The sequence below is a fragment of the Microbacterium oxydans genome (assembly GCF_006540085.1).
Lineage (GTDB): Bacteria > Actinomycetota > Actinomycetes > Actinomycetales > Microbacteriaceae > Microbacterium > Microbacterium oxydans.
Window position 1 is genome coordinate 77,202 of sequence record NZ_BJOG01000002.1, and the last position, 14,276, is coordinate 91,477.

A 14,276-nucleotide genomic window follows, 5' to 3' on the forward strand; every position below is an offset into this window, starting at 1 on the left:
GCGCGTACCCTAAAGGGATGCCCGAGCAGCACCATCGCCCCGTTCGTCGTCCGACGAGTGCTTTCGACAACATCGTCGGCGCGCACGATCCCGCCGAGGAGACTCGTATCGCGCACGCCACGGCGTCCGCCCTCTTGACGCGCGTCCGTGCGGACGAGAGCGGTGCGAGTGCGGAACGCCTGGTGGCATTCACTGCCGAGCACGGCATCGACGAGATCGCCGAGCTCTGGTCGAAGGCGCCGTCGCGCACGCTGCCCGGCGCGCTGTGGCGTCTCTACGTCCTGCAGCTCGCGATCCATGGCGACCCGCACACGGCGGCTCTCCTGTACGACCGTGGGCGCGTTGAGCTGCCGTCTGCGGATGCGGTGATCGCCGGGGCGCCTGTGCCGGCGAGCCCCGACGAGTTGGTCGTGCTGATCGACACGATCCTGCGCGGGGCGTTCCGCGGTGACTTCGCCGTCGCGCTCGACCGCGCCGCGGCGTTCTGCCGGGTGCAGGCGTCAGGTGCGACTCACACCGCGGACGACTACGAGCCGACAGAGCCGGCTCGGGCCAGTGAGTTGACCACCCGGGCCCTTCGCCTCAGCAGCTACGGCCAGGATCTGGCGGCCGCTGCCGTGCTGTGGCGCACGGACGCCCTCGCCTGAGCCGATCTCAGCGCGCAGGATGCTCAGGGCGTGAGGAACCCGGATACGAAAAGACCGGCCGGATATGAAAAGACCGGGCCGCAAGAACGCCTCTCGGCGGAAGGCCGCTCGCAGCGGCAAAAATTGGAGCCCGGGGTTATGCGGCCCGGCCATTCAATTGTAACGCGATGAGGCGATGGGTATTCCCGCCCTCTAGGCTCGGATCATGACCGGGCGCTTCGCACTCATGATCGATCCCGTGGCTGCCGACGTGCAGCGCTCCGACTTCGCGGACACGTTCACGCAGGTGGACGCCGCTGCGCCCGCGCTCAGCGTCGGGGAGCTGAGCACGCAGCGCGGTGACGGTGTTTTCGAATCCATCGGCGTGATCGATGGACATGCCCAGGAGGTGGTTCCGCACCTGGAGCGTCTCGCGCACTCCGCTCGGCTGTGCGACCTCCCGGTGCCGAATCTCGCGCAGTGGCGACAGGCGATCGATCATGCAGCGTCACAGCTCGGCGCGGGCGAGTCCGTCATCAAGCTCATCCTCAGCCGAGGAGTCGAGCACGGACCCACTCCGACCGCGTGGGTCACCGCTGCGCCGGCGGCCGACTTCACCGCCGTGAGGGAGAACGGGGTGCGGGTGGTCACTCTCGACCGCGGGTACGACCTGGACGCCGCAGAGCGGGCTCCGTGGCTGCTGCTGGGAGCGAAGACGCTGTCGTACGCCGTGAACATGGCCGCTCTTCGTGAGGCGCATCGACGGGGAGCGGACGATGCGATCTTCCTCTCGAGCGACGGCTTCGTGCTCGAGGCCCCGACCGCCTCGCTGATCCTCCGATTCGGAGACCGCTTCCTGACACCGGCCCCGACCGGTGGCATCCTGCACGGGACGACACAGCTCAGCGTCTATGAGCATCTCGCCGCTCAGGGCTTCGAGACCGGCTACGACCGCATCCCCGCGACCGACCTCACGCGGGCTGATGCTGCGTGGCTCGTGTCGAGCGTGCGCCTCGCGACGGCCATCACCTCCGTCGACGGCACGCCTCTCCCGGTCGACCGCACCCTCACGGCCGCCCTGAACCGCTACCTCCTCTCTCCCCGCACCTGACCTCTCCGACCTACCGCGCGCTCACCATGCCGCCCCACCGTGCCCGCACGGCGACGCCAGAACGGAGACCACCCGTCCGCTGCACGGCGTGTCTGGGCGCGACGCGCCATCACCTTCGCAACTGGTCTCCGTTTTGGCAGGAGGACGGGGTGGCTGGGAGGACGGGGATGGCTGGGGACGGGGTGGTGGAGTCAGACCGCCGGCGCGAGGTGGGCTCCGCGTGCGAGGGCGCCGCGGATCGCGGCCTCGACGAGATGCCACTCGTCGACGATCAGCTCATAGGTGAAGCGCAGAGTCGTATACCCGGCAGCGGCAGCCGCGGCGTCACGCCGTAGGTCCTTGCTCCGCTCCTTCTCCCTGGCATGGTTCTCCCGGCCGTCGGCCTCGACGATCAGGAAGTCGCCGATGACGAGGTCGACCTCCCCGACACCGGAGACGTGAACCTGGGTCCTGACCGATATCCCGATCCGGTGCAGCCGAAGCCGGATGAGCGATTCGAGTCCGCTGTCCGCATCCGCACGAGCGAAGGCGACGAGCCAGCGCATCGACGTCGGAAGATGGCGTCGAAGCCAGATCAGCCCAGCGGGGGAGAGCAGTGATTGTCGCAAAGCCGATTCGAGCGCGGTGAAGAACGTGTCCTCGCCGCAGCACGCCGCGATCTGAAGGAGCGCATTCGGCACGGGAGCGGCTTCTCCGACGCGAACGTGGCCTTCATCCCAGTGCAGCACGCAGGCGTCGCACTGCGATCGTGGAGTCCCTGCAGCTCCCATCCAGATGTGATTCGTGGAAGGAAGCTCGAGCACCCAGAGCCCGTGCGCCGCTGCCGCTTGGGCACATCCGACCGTTCCTCCGTGAGACGCGGCATGGATCCAAGCCTCCGCAGTGTCGGGCAGCGCATAGACACCCTGACGCGGTCGCAGTACTTCACCGGAGTGCACCGCGCGCGAGAGCTCATCGCGGCTCACACCCCTCCGGCGAAGCTCCGATGTCCGTGCCATCCGCCCGAGCGCGCCCAGCACAGAAGCGGCGCGCACGAAGGACATCGCCCGATACTGCCCTGAGCACGCCATCGGTCGAGGCCGAAACCGCACGAGCTATGGACAACTCCCTGCATTCCGCGCCGGTGCAGGCACAGTGCACCTCGACCCGGGTAAGCCGAAACCCAGACCATCCGACGGTGCGACGGCGTGTCAACGGCTGACACGCCGGCAGCCACTCGAGTGGTCTGGGTTTTGGAGGAACAGCAGCAGGGGAGGCAGGGGAGGGGAATCAGCAGTAGGGGAGAGCAGTGGGCTCAACCGAAGCGGCCGGAGACGTAGTCCTCGGTGGCCTGCACGGACGGAGTGGTGAAGATGCTCGTGGTGTCGTCGTACTCGATGAGCTTGCCGGGCTTGCCGGTACCGGCGATGTTGAAGAACGCCGTCTTGTCGGAGACTCGGGACGCCTGCTGCATGTTGTGCGTCACGATCACGATGGTGAACTCGTTCTTGAGCTCGCCGATCAGCTCCTCGATGGCGTAGGTCGAGATGGGGTCGAGCGCGGAGCAGGGCTCGTCCATCAACAGCACCTGCGGCGACACGGCGATCGCGCGCGCGATGCACAGACGCTGCTGCTGACCGCCGGACAGGCCGGAGCCGGGCTTGTCGAGGCGGTCCTTGACCTCGTTCCACAGGTTCGCACCCGTGAGCGACTTCTCGACGAGCGCATCCTGATCGCTCTTCGACATGCGGCTGTTGTTGAGCTTCACGCCGGCGAGGACGTTCTCCTTGATGGACATCGTGGGGAACGGGTTGGGGCGCTGGAAGACCATGCCGACCTGTCGACGCACCAGCACCGGGTCGATGCCGGGGCCGTAGAGGTCCTTGCCGTCGAGCAGCACCTCTCCCTCGACGCGGGCACCGGGGATGACCTCGTGCATGCGGTTGAGCGTGCGCAGGAAGGTGGACTTGCCGCAGCCGGAGGGGCCGATGAACGCGGTCACGCTGCGCGGCTGGATGTCGAGGGAGACGCCCTCCACGGCGAGGAAGTCGCCGTAGTAGACGTTCAGGTCGTTGACTTCGATGCTCTTGGACACTGCAGTTCCTTGCTTTTCGGGTCGAGGCTCAGCGGCCGGTCTTGGGGGCGAAGATCTTCGCGACCAGCCGCGCGATCAGGTTGAGCAGCATGACGATGATGATGAGCGTCAGGGCGGCGGCCCATGCTCGTTCCACGTATGCCTCAGCGGGAATGCCCTGGTACGCGTACTGCGAATACGTGAACACCGGGAGGGTCTGCATGCGACCGCTGAACAGGTTGTAGTTCATGGCGTCGGTGAATCCGGCCGTGAGCAGCAGCGGCGCGGTCTCGCCGATCACGCGGGAGATGGCGAGCATCACACCCGTCGTGATGCCGGCGATCGACGTCGGCAGGACCACCTTGACGATCGTGAGCCACTTCGGCACGCCGAGCGCGTAAGACGCCTCGCGCAGCTCGTTCGGCACCAGCCGCAGCATCTCCTCGGTGGAGCGCACGACGACCGGGATCATGAGCACGGCCAGGGCGACCGAGCCCGCGATACCCATACGCACACCGGGCCCGAAGATCAGCGCGAACACCGCGTAGGCGAAGAGACCAGCGACGATCGAGGGGATACCCGTCATGACGTCGACGAGGAACGTGATGGTGCGTGCCATCCGTCCGCCCTTGCCGTACTCGACCAGATAGACGGCCGTCATCAGGCCGATGGGGATCGAGATGATCGCAGCAGCCAGCGTGACGAGCAGCGTGCCGATCACCGCGTGCAGGGCGCCGCCTCCCTCGCCGAGCACACCACGCATCGACGAGGAGAAGAAGAGTCCGTCGAAGCGGGCGACGCCGTTGGCGACCACGGTGATCGCCACCGAGACCAGCGGGACCATCGCGATCGCGAACGCCGAGGTGACGATGCCGGTGATCAGACGGTCGAGCGCCTTCCTGGAACCCTCGACGATGCGCGACATCACGTAGATGAGCACGAGGTAGATCACAGCGCCGAGCACGACGGAGCCGGCGATGTTGAGGTCGGATCCGCTGGCGACGGCCTCGAGGGCGAACGGCGTGAATCCGATCAGGAGCGAGACGGCGAGCAGGGCCCAGGGCGCCCAGCGGGGGAGGTGTCCCGAGCTGAGCGAGAGCTGAGAGGGGGCCGCGCTGGCCGTGCGAGCGGACTCGGGGGCGGTAACGGTCATGTCAGTTCGCTCCCGAGAATTCCTTGCGGCGGTTCACGAACCAGCGTGCGAGAGCGTTCACCGCGAACGTCACGACGAACAGGATCAGACCGGTCGCGATGAGGATGTTGATGTTGACCTGGTAGGCCTCCGGGAACGTCAGCGCGATGTTGGCGGCGATCGTGGAGGGGTTGGTGGAGGTGAGCAGTTCGAACGTGACCGCCTTGCTCACCGAGAGCACCATCGCGACGGCCATGGTCTCACCGAGCGCGCGGCCGAGGCCGAGCATCGAGGCGGACACGATTCCGGAGCGGCCGAAGGGGAGGACAGCCATCCGCACCATCTCCCAGCGGGTGGCTCCCAGGGCGAGGGCTGCCTCCTCGTGGAGGCGAGGGGTCTGCAGGAAGATCTCGCGGCAGATGGCCGTGATGATCGGGACGACCATGACCGCGAGCACCATGGCGGCGGTGAGGATCGTGCGGCCCGTGGGCGAGACCACACCGTCGAAGAAGGGGATCCAGGAGGCGTTCGTGTTCAACCAGACGTAGATGGGCTGAACCGCCGGCGCGAGGACCAGGATTCCCCAGAGGCCGAACACGACCGAGGGGACGGCGGCCAGCAGATCGACCACGTAGCCGAGCCCTTGGGCGAGGCGGCGCGGGGCGTAGTGCGTGATGAAGAGCGCGACCCCGAGCGAGAGGGGGACTGCCAGCAGAAGGGCGAGGAAAGCCGCCCACACGGTCCCGAACAGGAGCGGGCCGACGTAGTCCCAGAAGTTGGTCTTGAGGAGCGAGGCGTCTTCGGCCGTCGCGGTGAAGGCGGGGATCGACTGAACGATGAGGAAGATCGCGACCGCGGCCAGCGTGATCATGATCATGGATCCGGCGGCGACCGCCGTTCCGGAGAACCAGAGGTCACCGGCGCGTTTCTTCGCGACGATGCGCGTCGACGCCGGCGAGGTCGTGGCTGTCATGGGAGCTGCTTCCTGCTCAGTGGAGATCGGGTGTCTGACGCGAGCAGACGGTCTCCGGGATGCCGCGGGGCATCCCGGAGACCGTCACCAGCTCACTTGATGAGGTCGATCGCAGCCTGTGCCTGCGTGCGCAGGTCGTCCGAGATCGGGGCGCTGCCGGCGTTGGTCGCGGCGGCTTCCTGGCCTTCGGCGCTGATCGCGGTCGTGAAGAACGCCTTGGTCAGTGCGGCGACGTTCTCGTCCTCGTACTCGGCGCAGCCGATGAGGTAGCTGACGAGGAGAACCGGGTAGGCGCCTTCGGCAGTGGTGGTGCGGTCGATCGCGAAGGCGAGGTCGCCGTCGGTGCGGCCTTCCTCGATCTTCGAGGCGTCGAGCGTCGCTGCGGCGCCCTCGGCCGAGTGCGGCACGAACTCGTCGCCGACCTTGACGTTGACCGACGAGAAGTCCGCCGCCTGCGAGGAGTCGATGTAGCCGATGAGGCCCTGACCGCCCTTGACGGCGTTGGCGACGCCCGAGGTCTTCTCCGCGGACTCGCCGGCGAGGTCGGCCGGCCACTCCTCGACGCTGCCTGCGGTCCACACGTCACCCGCGGTCTGCGCGAGGTAGTCGGTGAAGTTGCCCGTGGTGCCCGACTTGTCGGAGCGGTGCACGGGGGTGATCGCGAGGTCGGGGAGCTTCGCGTCGGGGTTGTCCTTGGCGATCGCCGGGTCGTTCCAGTTGGTGATCTTGCCGGCGAAGATCGACGCGATGGTCGTCGGGTCGAGGTTCAGCTCGTCGACCCCGTCGAGGGAGAAGACGATGGCGATCGGCGACACGTAGGCCGGGATCTCGACGAGGTCGGAGCCGTCGACGCAGGCGCCGAAGCCGCCGGCCGAGATCTCGTCGGTCTTGAATGCACGGTCGGAACCGGCGAAGTTGACCGCGCCCTGCTGGAAGGACTCGCGTCCACCACCGGAGCCCTGCGGGTCGTACTCGACCTGGGCGTCGGGGTTGGTCTTCTGGAACTCCGCGGTCCAGGCCTGGATGGCGACCTGCTGCGAGGAGGCGCCGGCGCCGACGAGCGAGCCGCTGACCGCTGCGCTGTCGGAGGTGGGAGCGTCGGTGGAACCGGTGCCTGCTTCGTTCGCGGCACAGCCGGCGAGTGCGAGAGCGGCGACGGCGCCAATGGCGCCGATTCGTGCGATTCGGGAGATCTTCACTGTGGATCCTTCGATCTGGAATGGGTGGGGCCCGGTGCAGGGCACACAGTGACGCTATGGGCGACGGTTAACGAGACTCTCCCGAGCAGGTGAACGGCAGGTGAACGGCGGGCGACTCTCTGGGGGTCTCCCGCGGGATTCCGGCCCTGGGCCGTTGAGCCTGTCGGAGCGTCAGACCTTGGGGACGTGCGTCTCGATCGCGATGATCCCGGATCCGGGGTTGGTCGCAGAGAGATGCACGACCGAGAACGCCGCCGGTTCGAGGTCCGACGCACTGCTGAGATACGACCCTTGGATGGTGCCGGTCGCCAGCGCGATCTCCGAGAGCAGGCCCGGCAGCACGGGGCCGTGACTGCACACCACGGCCGGCTTGCCTGCGCGGATCCGGCGGCCGACGACGGAACGCAGATCGGAGTCTCCGTCCTCCCAGGCGTCCTGGCTGATCTTCTCGGTCTTCACGATCTTGCGATCCAGCGCGCGCGCGAGCGGAGTGACCGTCTCGACGCAGCGCACCGCATCGCTCGACACGATCCGGCGCACGCCGAAGGCACGAAGCGGTCCGACGATCGACTTCGCCTGCTTCCGTCCGCGGTCGGTCAGGGGGCGGGAGGCATCGGATCCGTCCCACTCCGAGCGGGGAGTGGCCTTCGCATGGCGCAGCGCGATCACCGGGAACGTGCGCAGCACACCGTCGTCGACGAGCTTGGCGAAGAAGTCCAGGATCTCGAGATCGACCGGGTAGCTCAGGCGTGCGCGGGCCTTCTTCACGCTGACCCACTCGAGCGCGGCGATCTCCCGGTTCGGCACGAAGGTCGATTCGCGGATGGCCACGTCCGTCGCCTCCGCGGCCCAGTAGTGCACGACCTTCTGCTTCTGCGAGGCGAGCAGGTACCGGCTCACGCCGACCGAGACGCCCAGCGACACCCGGATGCCGGTCTCCTCGTGCACCTCGCGGACGGCGGTCTCGGCGAGCATCTCGCCGGGGTCGACCTTCCCCTTGGGCAGCGTGACGTCACGGTACTTGGTGCGGTGGATCAGCAGGATGCGCAGCTTGCCGTCGACCAGACGCCACACGACGGCGCCCGCCGCGTACACCGCCTTGTCCGTCCACTTCGCGCTCGTCGTCGTGTCGGCCGGGAGCTGCAGCTGCCGGCCGCTCATCGAACCGCCCGAGCCCGACGGCGCCGCTGGATCAACCCCATGGTCTTATCCTGCAGGTCGATCAGAGGCTTGCCGTCCGCATCCGTGGCGTGGCGCGTCCAGACTCCCTCAGGGCCGAGGTGCCACGACGAGGTGCCGTCGTCCATCGCCAGGTCGAAGAACGTGCTGAGCTCCTTGAGGTGGGCGGGGTCGGTGACGCGCACGAGGGCCTCGACACGACGGTCCAGGTTGCGGTGCATCATGTCGGCGCTGCCGATGTAGACCTGCGGGTCGCCGCCGTTCTCGAAGGCGAAGATACGCGAGTGCTCCAGGTAACGCCCGAGGATGCTGCGAACCGTGATGTTGTCGCTGATGCCGTCGAGGTCGGTGCGGAGACTGCAGATGCCGCGCACCCAGACGTCGACCTTCACTCCTGCCGCGCTCGCCCGGTAGAGAGCGTCGATGATCTCCTCGTCGACCATCGAGTTCACCTTGATGCGGATGTGCGCGGGGATGCCGGCCTCGGCGTTCTTGCGCTCCGCGTCGATCTGACGCACGAGCCCCTTGCGCAGGTGCAGAGGGGCGACCAGCAGGCGCTTGAACTTCTTCTCGATCGCGTAGCCGCTGAGTTCGTTGAACAGACGCGTCAGGTCTTTTCCGACCTGCGCATCCGCGGTGAACAGTCCGAAGTCCTCGTAGATGCGGCTGGTCTTCGGGTTGTAGTTGCCGGTGCCGACATGCGAGTAGTGCTGGAGCTTGCCGTCTTCCTCGCGGATCACGAGGGCGAGCTTGCAGTGCGTCTTGAGTCCGACCAGGCCGTACACCACGTGCACGCCGGCCTTCTCCAGCTTGCGGGCCCAGACGATGTTGTTCGCCTCATCGAATCGCGCCTTCACCTCGACGAGAGCGAGCACCTGCTTGCCCGCCTCGGCCGCGTCGATGAGCGCCTGCACGACGGGGCTGTCTCCGGAGGTGCGGTACAGCGTCTGCTTGATGGCGAGCACGTGCGGGTCGCGGGCGGCCTGCTCGAGGAACGCCTGCACGCTGGTGGTGAACGACTCGTACGGGTGGTGGACGAGCACGTCGGACTTGCGGATCGCTTTGAAGATGTCGGCCCGGGTGCTCGATCCCGCGGGCTGGAAGGCGACGGCGGTGGTGGGCAGGTGCGGCGGGTACCGCAGGTCGGGGCGGTCGATCCGCGACAGGTCGAAGAGTCCGCGCAGATCGAGCGGCCCTGGAAGGCGATAGACCTCCAGGTCGGTGATGTCGAGTTCCCGGACCAGCAGGTCCATGGTCACGTCGTCCATGTCGTCGGTGATCTCGAGCCGGATCGGAGGCCCGAACCGACGACGCAGCAGCTCGGCTTCGAGCGCCTGGATCAGGTTCTCGCTCTCGTCCTCCTCGATCTCCACGTCTTCGTTGCGGGTGAGACGGAACGCATGATGGTCGAGCACCTCCATGCCGGGGAAGAGATCGCCGAGATGGTTGGCGATGAGCTCTTCGAGCCGCAGGAAGCGCTTGATCTCGCCGCCGCCCGGTACCTCGACGAAGCGGGGGAGCATGGGCGGCACCTTGAGACGCGCGAACTCCTGGCGCCCCGTGCGGGCGTTGCGGATGCGGATCGCGAGGTTCAGCGACAGACCGGAGATGTACGGGAACGGGTGGGCGGGATCCACGGCGAGGGGCATCAGCACCGGGAAGACCTGTGCGGAGAAGTACTCGGAGAGCGCCGTGCGCTCGTCGTCGGTCAGCTCCGACCAATCGGCGATCTCGATTCCGGATTCGGCGAGAGCGGGTCGCACCAGCGACGTCCATGCGTCGGCATGGCGCAGCTGCAGCGCGTGTGCCTCGCGCGAGATGTCGGCGAGGGCGTCGACGGGGGAGCGGCCGATGTTGGTGGGCACGGCGAGGCCGGTCATGATGCGTCGCTTGAGGCCAGCGACGCGCACCATGAAGAACTCGTCGAGGTTGCTCGCGAAGATCGCCAGGAAGTTGGCCCGCTCCAGTTCGGGGAGCGACGGATCCTCGGCGAGCTCCAGCACGCGCTGGTTGAAGGCGAGCCAGCTCAGCTCGCGATCCAGGTAGCGGTGGTCGGGGAGCTGGGCGTCGTAGGACTCGATGGCGTCGAAGTCGTCGTCTTCGGCATCACCCAGCCCGGCGTCGGCGAGTGCGGGATCGATCATGGGGTACATCTAAGCACCGAGAAGTGACACGCGTGTGAACGGAGTCGCCTCACCCCGCGCTGGCCAGACCTTCGTCTTCGTTGACGTTGAAGCGGTAGCCGACGTTGCGCACCGTTCCGATGATCTGCTCCTGATCGCCGAGCTTCGCCCTCAGTCGTCGCACGTGCACATCGACGGTGCGGGTGCCCCCGAAGTAGTCGTAACCCCAGACCTCGCTCAGCAGCTGCTCCCTGGTGAAGACGCGAGCCGGGTGGGTCGCCAGGAAATGCAGCAGCTGGAACTCCTTGTAGGTGAGGTCCAGAGGTCTGCCGCGCAGCTTCGCCGAGTAGGACTGCTCGTCGATGGTCACGCCGGATGCCTGCACGCGTGCGGGTTCGGCGACCTCGTCGCGTCGTGCCAGCACGAGACGCAGCCTGGCATCGATCTCCGCCGGACCCGCGGTGGAGAGGAGCACGTCATCGATGCCCCAGTCGCCGGAGAGGGCGCTCATCCCGCCCTCCGTGACGACGAGCAGCAGCGGGGAGTCCTGTCCTGCCGTCCGCAGCAGACGGCACAGCGACTTCGCCCCGACGAGGTCGTGACGGCCGTCGACGATCACGACATCATGATCGGGCGCACTGATCAATTGCGAGGGCTCTGCGGGGATCTGGCGCGTGCGGTGGCTCAACAGCTCGAGCGCGGGGAGCACCTGCTCGGAGAGCGGAGCGTTGGTCAGAACCAGGACCTGGGCCACACGCACTCCTCACAGACGCGGATCGACGTCGTGCCGCCATGATACCGGGAGCGATAGGTCACAATGGAGACATGACGGATCCCGCACTCGCACCGCGCAACGCGTTCGTCGGTGTGCTCGTCGTCTGGGCCACGGCCTTCCTCGCGACCGTCGTCATCGGCATCTTCGTGCCGGAGGAGTGGCGTGTGCCGTGGCTCCTCGTCGGCTTCGGCGGCGTCGTGCTCCTGTCGTTCGCCGTGCAGCTCTGGTACGGGCGGACTCAGGGGTTCATCTTCCGGGTGGCCGGCAGCGTGATCGGCGCTCTGCTGCTGATGGGGATCATCTCGGTCGGGTTCGGCCTCGCAGCGCTGATCCCGACCTGATTCCCGCCTGATCCCCGCCGGACGGCGGCGCGGCGCGGTAAGGTGGAGCACATGGACCTCATGGCGCTCGAAATCTTCTTCATCGGCCTGCTGGGCCTTGCGAGCCTCGCTATCGTCTTCGTCTCGGCGGTGGTGCTGCGCAACCTCTTCCGCGGCCAGCGCTGACTCGACGATGCTCGAGCTTCCCGTCGACCTTCCGGCCGATCTCGTCCCCTTCGCGTGGCTGATCGGCGTCTGGGAAGGCACCGGCGTCATCGACTATCCGGTCGGCGACGAGCGTCTGCAGGGAGAGTTCACGCACCGGGTCAGCTTCAGCCATGACGGCGGTCCTTTCCTGAACTACTCCGGAACGGCCACCCTTCTGACCGAGGAGGGTGCTCCCGCGGCCGCACTGCTCGCCGAGACCGGATTCTGGCGACTCGCGCGTCCGGCGGCAGCGGCTGATCCCGGCCCCGCGCTGTTGCCTCCCACCGCGCCGGCCGTGACCCGCACAGTCGACGACGTGGAGGAGTTGCGCGCTCCGAGCGGCGGATTCCCGATCGAGGTCTCTCTCGCACACGCCGACGGTGCCCTCGAGCTCTACATCGGCGAGATCAACGGGCCGCGCATCGACATCGGCTCCGATGCCGTCGTGCGCAGCGCCGGCGCGAAGGTCCACACCGCCTCTTCCCGCATGTACGGCCTCGTAGACGGTCATCTGCTGTGGGCGTGGGACATCGCCGCCCTCGGCACGCCTTTGCGCTCGCATGCATCGGCCCGGTTGGCCAAGGTCTGACGTGTCCGCCTTCCACCAGGTCGACGGTGCGGTCTCCGACGGCGAGGTCATCACTCATTTCGGTGATGCCTTCCGCGAGCAGCGGCGTCTCGCCGACGGCGCGGCCCTTGCGCCGCTCGGGGATCGCACGGTCATCGAGGTGGCGGGTCCCGAGCGCCTCACCTGGCTCGACTCGATCACCTCGCAGTCGGTGGGGCGTCTCGCGCCAGGAGACAGCACGGAGCTGCTGATCCTCGACCCGCAGGGTCGCGTCGAGCACGCCGCCGGAATCCTCGACGACGGCTCATCGGCGTGGTTGATCGCCGACAGCGGCGATGCGGAAGCGCTCGCCGCCTGGCTGACGCGCATGAAGTTCCGTACCCAGGCGACGGTAGAGGTGCGCTCCGACCTCGAGCTGGTCGGCTACATCGACGGCGGGACCGTCGGAGCGAGAATCACCGCTGCCGCGTTCGCCCCGAACGGCGTCGCCCTCGTCTGGGCAGACCCGTGGCAGCGCATCAGCGTCGGAGGTCATCAGTACGCGGAGGTCGCAGAGCATCCTGCCACCGATTTCGCCTGGCGGGTGGCCGTCGTCACGGAGGAATCCGCTCGTGCTCTCGCCGGTTCCCTCGATCGGGAAGCCCTCGCAGGGACTCTTGCGGCCGAGGCGCTGCGGGTCGCGGCGTGGCGTCCTCGGTGGACGACCGAGGTGGACGAGCGCTCGCTGCCCCACGAGTCCGACTGGATCCGCAGCGCGGTCCACCTGAACAAGGGCTGCTACCGCGGCCAGGAGACCGTCGCCAAGGTGCACAACCTCGGGCATCCGCCTCGACGGCTGGCCGCACTCCACCTCGATGGCAGCGATGCCGTCCTGCCGGAGCCTGGTGCGCCGGTCTTCGCGGGCGATGACGAGGTCGGCCACCTGACCTCCGTGGCCCGGCACCACGAAGACGGCCCGATCGCGCTCGCGATCCTCTCCCGGCGCGCACCGGTCGGCGACCTCGTCGTGCGTGCGGAGGGCATCGACATCGCTGCGTCCCAGCAGGTGATCGTCCCGGCGGATGCCGGTTCCGTGGCCGACATCCCGCGCCTCACACGGTTGTCGCGACGGCCGGCGGCGCCCGACCCGCGCGACGCACGCGACGCTGGCTGAGCCGACGTCGCCGGCCCGGAGTCAGTCCGCGCGCGGAGCGACCGCCGCCCATGGCAGTGTGAGCTCGCCCAGACGCCAGCGCGTGCGCCCACCGATCACGGGCCAACCCTGATCACGCAGTGAACCGACCGCGGCGAGGAAACGCTGCGTCGCCCCGAAGGTCGACAACGGCGCGGCGCGGTCCCATTCGCGATCGAGGTCGACCAGGAGGGCATGGATGCGTTCGCCGGTGACGTTGCGGTGGATCAGTGCCTTGGGCAGGCGTTCGGCGACGATGCTCGGGTGCTCGAGGTCCGCGAGCCGGAGCGAGAGCGTGAACCGCAGCGGGGTCGCCTGTGCATCGATGTCGACCCAGCTCGAGACGCGGCCGATCTCGTCGCAGGTGCCCTCGAACAGCAGGCCACCGGGCGCCAGCCGGGCGGCCATCCGTGACCAGGCGCCGGGGACATCCCGCTCGTCGTACTGACGCAGCACGTTCATCGCGCGGATCACGGCTGCTCTGCGCCCATCGGGAAGCGGAACCTCGAAACCGCCGCGCGCGAACGTCACCGGAAGGTCGGACGCGAAGGAGGTTCGGCCCGCGCGCACCTCGTCGAGCTGCGCATCGGCCGTCGCGACGCGGGCGGGGTCGATCTCCAGTCCGCGCACCTCCACGTCGTCACGCACCCGGACCAGGCGCGTGGCGAGCTCGAAGGCCGTGACCCCGCTGGCGCCGTAGCCGAGGTCGACGACCAACGGGTCGGATGCTCGGCGCAGCGCCTCACTCGCGGCGATCCAGCGGTCGTTTCGCCGAAGGCGGTTCGTCCCCGTGGTGCCGCGGGTCGGCCGACCGAGGGGAGATGACGCCATGTCTCCAT

General features: G+C 67.9%; 14 protein-coding genes. 5 read left to right on the plus strand and 9 right to left on the minus strand.

Annotated features, from left to right (window positions below; all coding sequences use genetic code 11):
* The first annotated feature begins 17 nt into the window (after positions 1 to 17).
* The gene (locus tag MOX01_RS06170) at positions 18 to 647 is read left to right on the plus strand and encodes a hypothetical protein (protein WP_046746474.1); all 630 of its coding nucleotides are present in this window, start codon (positions 18 to 20) and stop codon (positions 645 to 647) included.
* A gap of 205 nt (positions 648 to 852) precedes the next feature.
* Entirely contained in the window at positions 853 to 1,737 is an 885-nt protein-coding gene (locus MOX01_RS06175) for an aminodeoxychorismate lyase (protein ID WP_113680764.1), read from the plus strand.
* A 191-nt stretch (positions 1,738 to 1,928) separates the two neighbouring features.
* Here MOX01_RS06175 and MOX01_RS06180 read toward each other — a convergent pair whose 3' ends face one another.
* From MOX01_RS06180 to MOX01_RS06215, 8 genes are all read right to left on the minus strand, one after another.
* A complete protein-coding gene (locus MOX01_RS06180) occupies positions 1,929 to 2,780 on the minus strand; it encodes a type IV toxin-antitoxin system AbiEi family antitoxin domain-containing protein (protein WP_230977815.1) in 852 nt (283 codons plus the stop codon).
* Between the two features lie 251 nt (positions 2,781 to 3,031).
* A complete protein-coding gene (gene pstB, locus MOX01_RS06185; protein ID WP_017828973.1) occupies positions 3,032 to 3,811 on the minus strand; it encodes a phosphate ABC transporter ATP-binding protein PstB in 780 nt (259 codons plus the stop codon).
* Positions 3,812 to 3,839: 28 nt separating this feature from the next.
* Positions 3,840 to 4,943, minus strand: a complete 1,104-nt coding sequence (pstA, locus tag MOX01_RS06190) for a phosphate ABC transporter permease PstA (protein ID WP_058633071.1) — start codon at positions 4,941 to 4,943, stop codon at positions 3,840 to 3,842.
* A 1-nt stretch (position 4,944) separates the two neighbouring features.
* Positions 4,945 to 5,895: a phosphate ABC transporter permease subunit PstC gene (gene pstC, locus MOX01_RS06195; protein ID WP_021199103.1), complete on the minus strand. Its 951-nt coding sequence runs from the start codon at positions 5,893 to 5,895 to the stop codon at positions 4,945 to 4,947.
* Between the two features lie 92 nt (positions 5,896 to 5,987).
* Positions 5,988 to 7,094, minus strand: coding sequence for a phosphate ABC transporter substrate-binding protein PstS (gene pstS, locus MOX01_RS06200; RefSeq protein WP_058633070.1), 1,107 nt, complete (start codon positions 7,092 to 7,094; stop codon positions 5,988 to 5,990).
* Positions 7,095 to 7,265: 171 nt separating this feature from the next.
* Entirely contained in the window at positions 7,266 to 8,255 is a 990-nt protein-coding gene (locus MOX01_RS06205; RefSeq protein ID WP_061015210.1) for an NUDIX hydrolase, read from the minus strand.
* Positions 8,252 to 10,417, minus strand: coding sequence for an RNA degradosome polyphosphate kinase (locus MOX01_RS06210; protein WP_046746479.1), 2,166 nt, complete (start codon positions 10,415 to 10,417; stop codon positions 8,252 to 8,254). Before MOX01_RS06210 ends, MOX01_RS06205 begins: the two co-directional genes overlap by 4 nt.
* 49 nt (positions 10,418 to 10,466) lie before the next feature.
* Positions 10,467 to 11,150: a winged helix-turn-helix transcriptional regulator gene (locus MOX01_RS06215; protein WP_046746480.1), complete on the minus strand. Its 684-nt coding sequence runs from the start codon at positions 11,148 to 11,150 to the stop codon at positions 10,467 to 10,469.
* 71 nt (positions 11,151 to 11,221) lie between these two features.
* Between MOX01_RS06215 and MOX01_RS06220 the strand changes: the two genes are divergently transcribed.
* The 3 genes from MOX01_RS06220 (at position 11,222) to ygfZ (ending at position 13,419) form a co-directional block, all read left to right on the plus strand.
* Positions 11,222 to 11,512: a hypothetical protein gene (locus tag MOX01_RS06220; protein ID WP_046746481.1), complete on the plus strand. Its 291-nt coding sequence runs from the start codon at positions 11,222 to 11,224 to the stop codon at positions 11,510 to 11,512.
* A 172-nt stretch (positions 11,513 to 11,684) separates the two neighbouring features.
* On the plus strand, positions 11,685 to 12,287 hold the full coding sequence (locus tag MOX01_RS06225) for a heme-binding beta-barrel domain-containing protein (RefSeq protein WP_058630984.1): 603 nt from the start codon (positions 11,685 to 11,687) through the stop codon (positions 12,285 to 12,287).
* 1 nt (position 12,288) lies between these two features.
* Entirely contained in the window at positions 12,289 to 13,419 is a 1,131-nt protein-coding gene (gene ygfZ / locus MOX01_RS06230; RefSeq protein ID WP_174799757.1) for a CAF17-like 4Fe-4S cluster assembly/insertion protein YgfZ, read from the plus strand.
* A gap of 21 nt (positions 13,420 to 13,440) precedes the next feature.
* On the opposite strand, the gene MOX01_RS06235 is transcribed toward ygfZ, so the two are convergent.
* Positions 13,441 to 14,268 carry a class I SAM-dependent methyltransferase gene (locus MOX01_RS06235; RefSeq protein ID WP_141368911.1) on the minus strand — a complete coding sequence of 276 codons (828 nt, stop codon included), beginning with the start codon at positions 14,266 to 14,268 and terminating at the stop codon, positions 13,441 to 13,443.
* Positions 14,269 to 14,276: the final 8 nt, after the last annotated feature.

Coding starts and splice junctions, on each gene's coding strand:
- MOX01_RS06170 (WP_046746474.1), top strand. CDS start 18: ATGCCCGAGCAGCACCATCGCCCCGTTCGTCGTCCGACGAGTGCTTTC.
- MOX01_RS06175 (WP_113680764.1), top strand. CDS start 853: ATGACCGGGCGCTTCGCACTCATGATCGATCCCGTGGCTGCCGACGTG.
- MOX01_RS06180 (WP_230977815.1), bottom strand. CDS start 2,780: ATGTCCTTCGTGCGCGCCGCTTCTGTGCTGGGCGCGCTCGGGCGGATG.
- pstA (WP_058633071.1), bottom strand. CDS start 4,943: ATGACCGTTACCGCCCCCGAGTCCGCTCGCACGGCCAGCGCGGCCCCC.
- pstC (WP_021199103.1), bottom strand. CDS start 5,895: ATGACAGCCACGACCTCGCCGGCGTCGACGCGCATCGTCGCGAAGAAA.
- MOX01_RS06205 (WP_061015210.1), bottom strand. CDS start 8,255: ATGAGCGGCCGGCAGCTGCAGCTCCCGGCCGACACGACGACGAGCGCG.
- MOX01_RS06210 (WP_046746479.1), bottom strand. CDS start 10,417: ATGATCGATCCCGCACTCGCCGACGCCGGGCTGGGTGATGCCGAAGAC.
- MOX01_RS06220 (WP_046746481.1), top strand. CDS start 11,222: ATGACGGATCCCGCACTCGCACCGCGCAACGCGTTCGTCGGTGTGCTC.
- MOX01_RS06225 (WP_058630984.1), top strand. CDS start 11,685: ATGCTCGAGCTTCCCGTCGACCTTCCGGCCGATCTCGTCCCCTTCGCG.
- MOX01_RS06235 (WP_141368911.1), bottom strand. CDS start 14,268: ATGGCGTCATCTCCCCTCGGTCGGCCGACCCGCGGCACCACGGGGACG.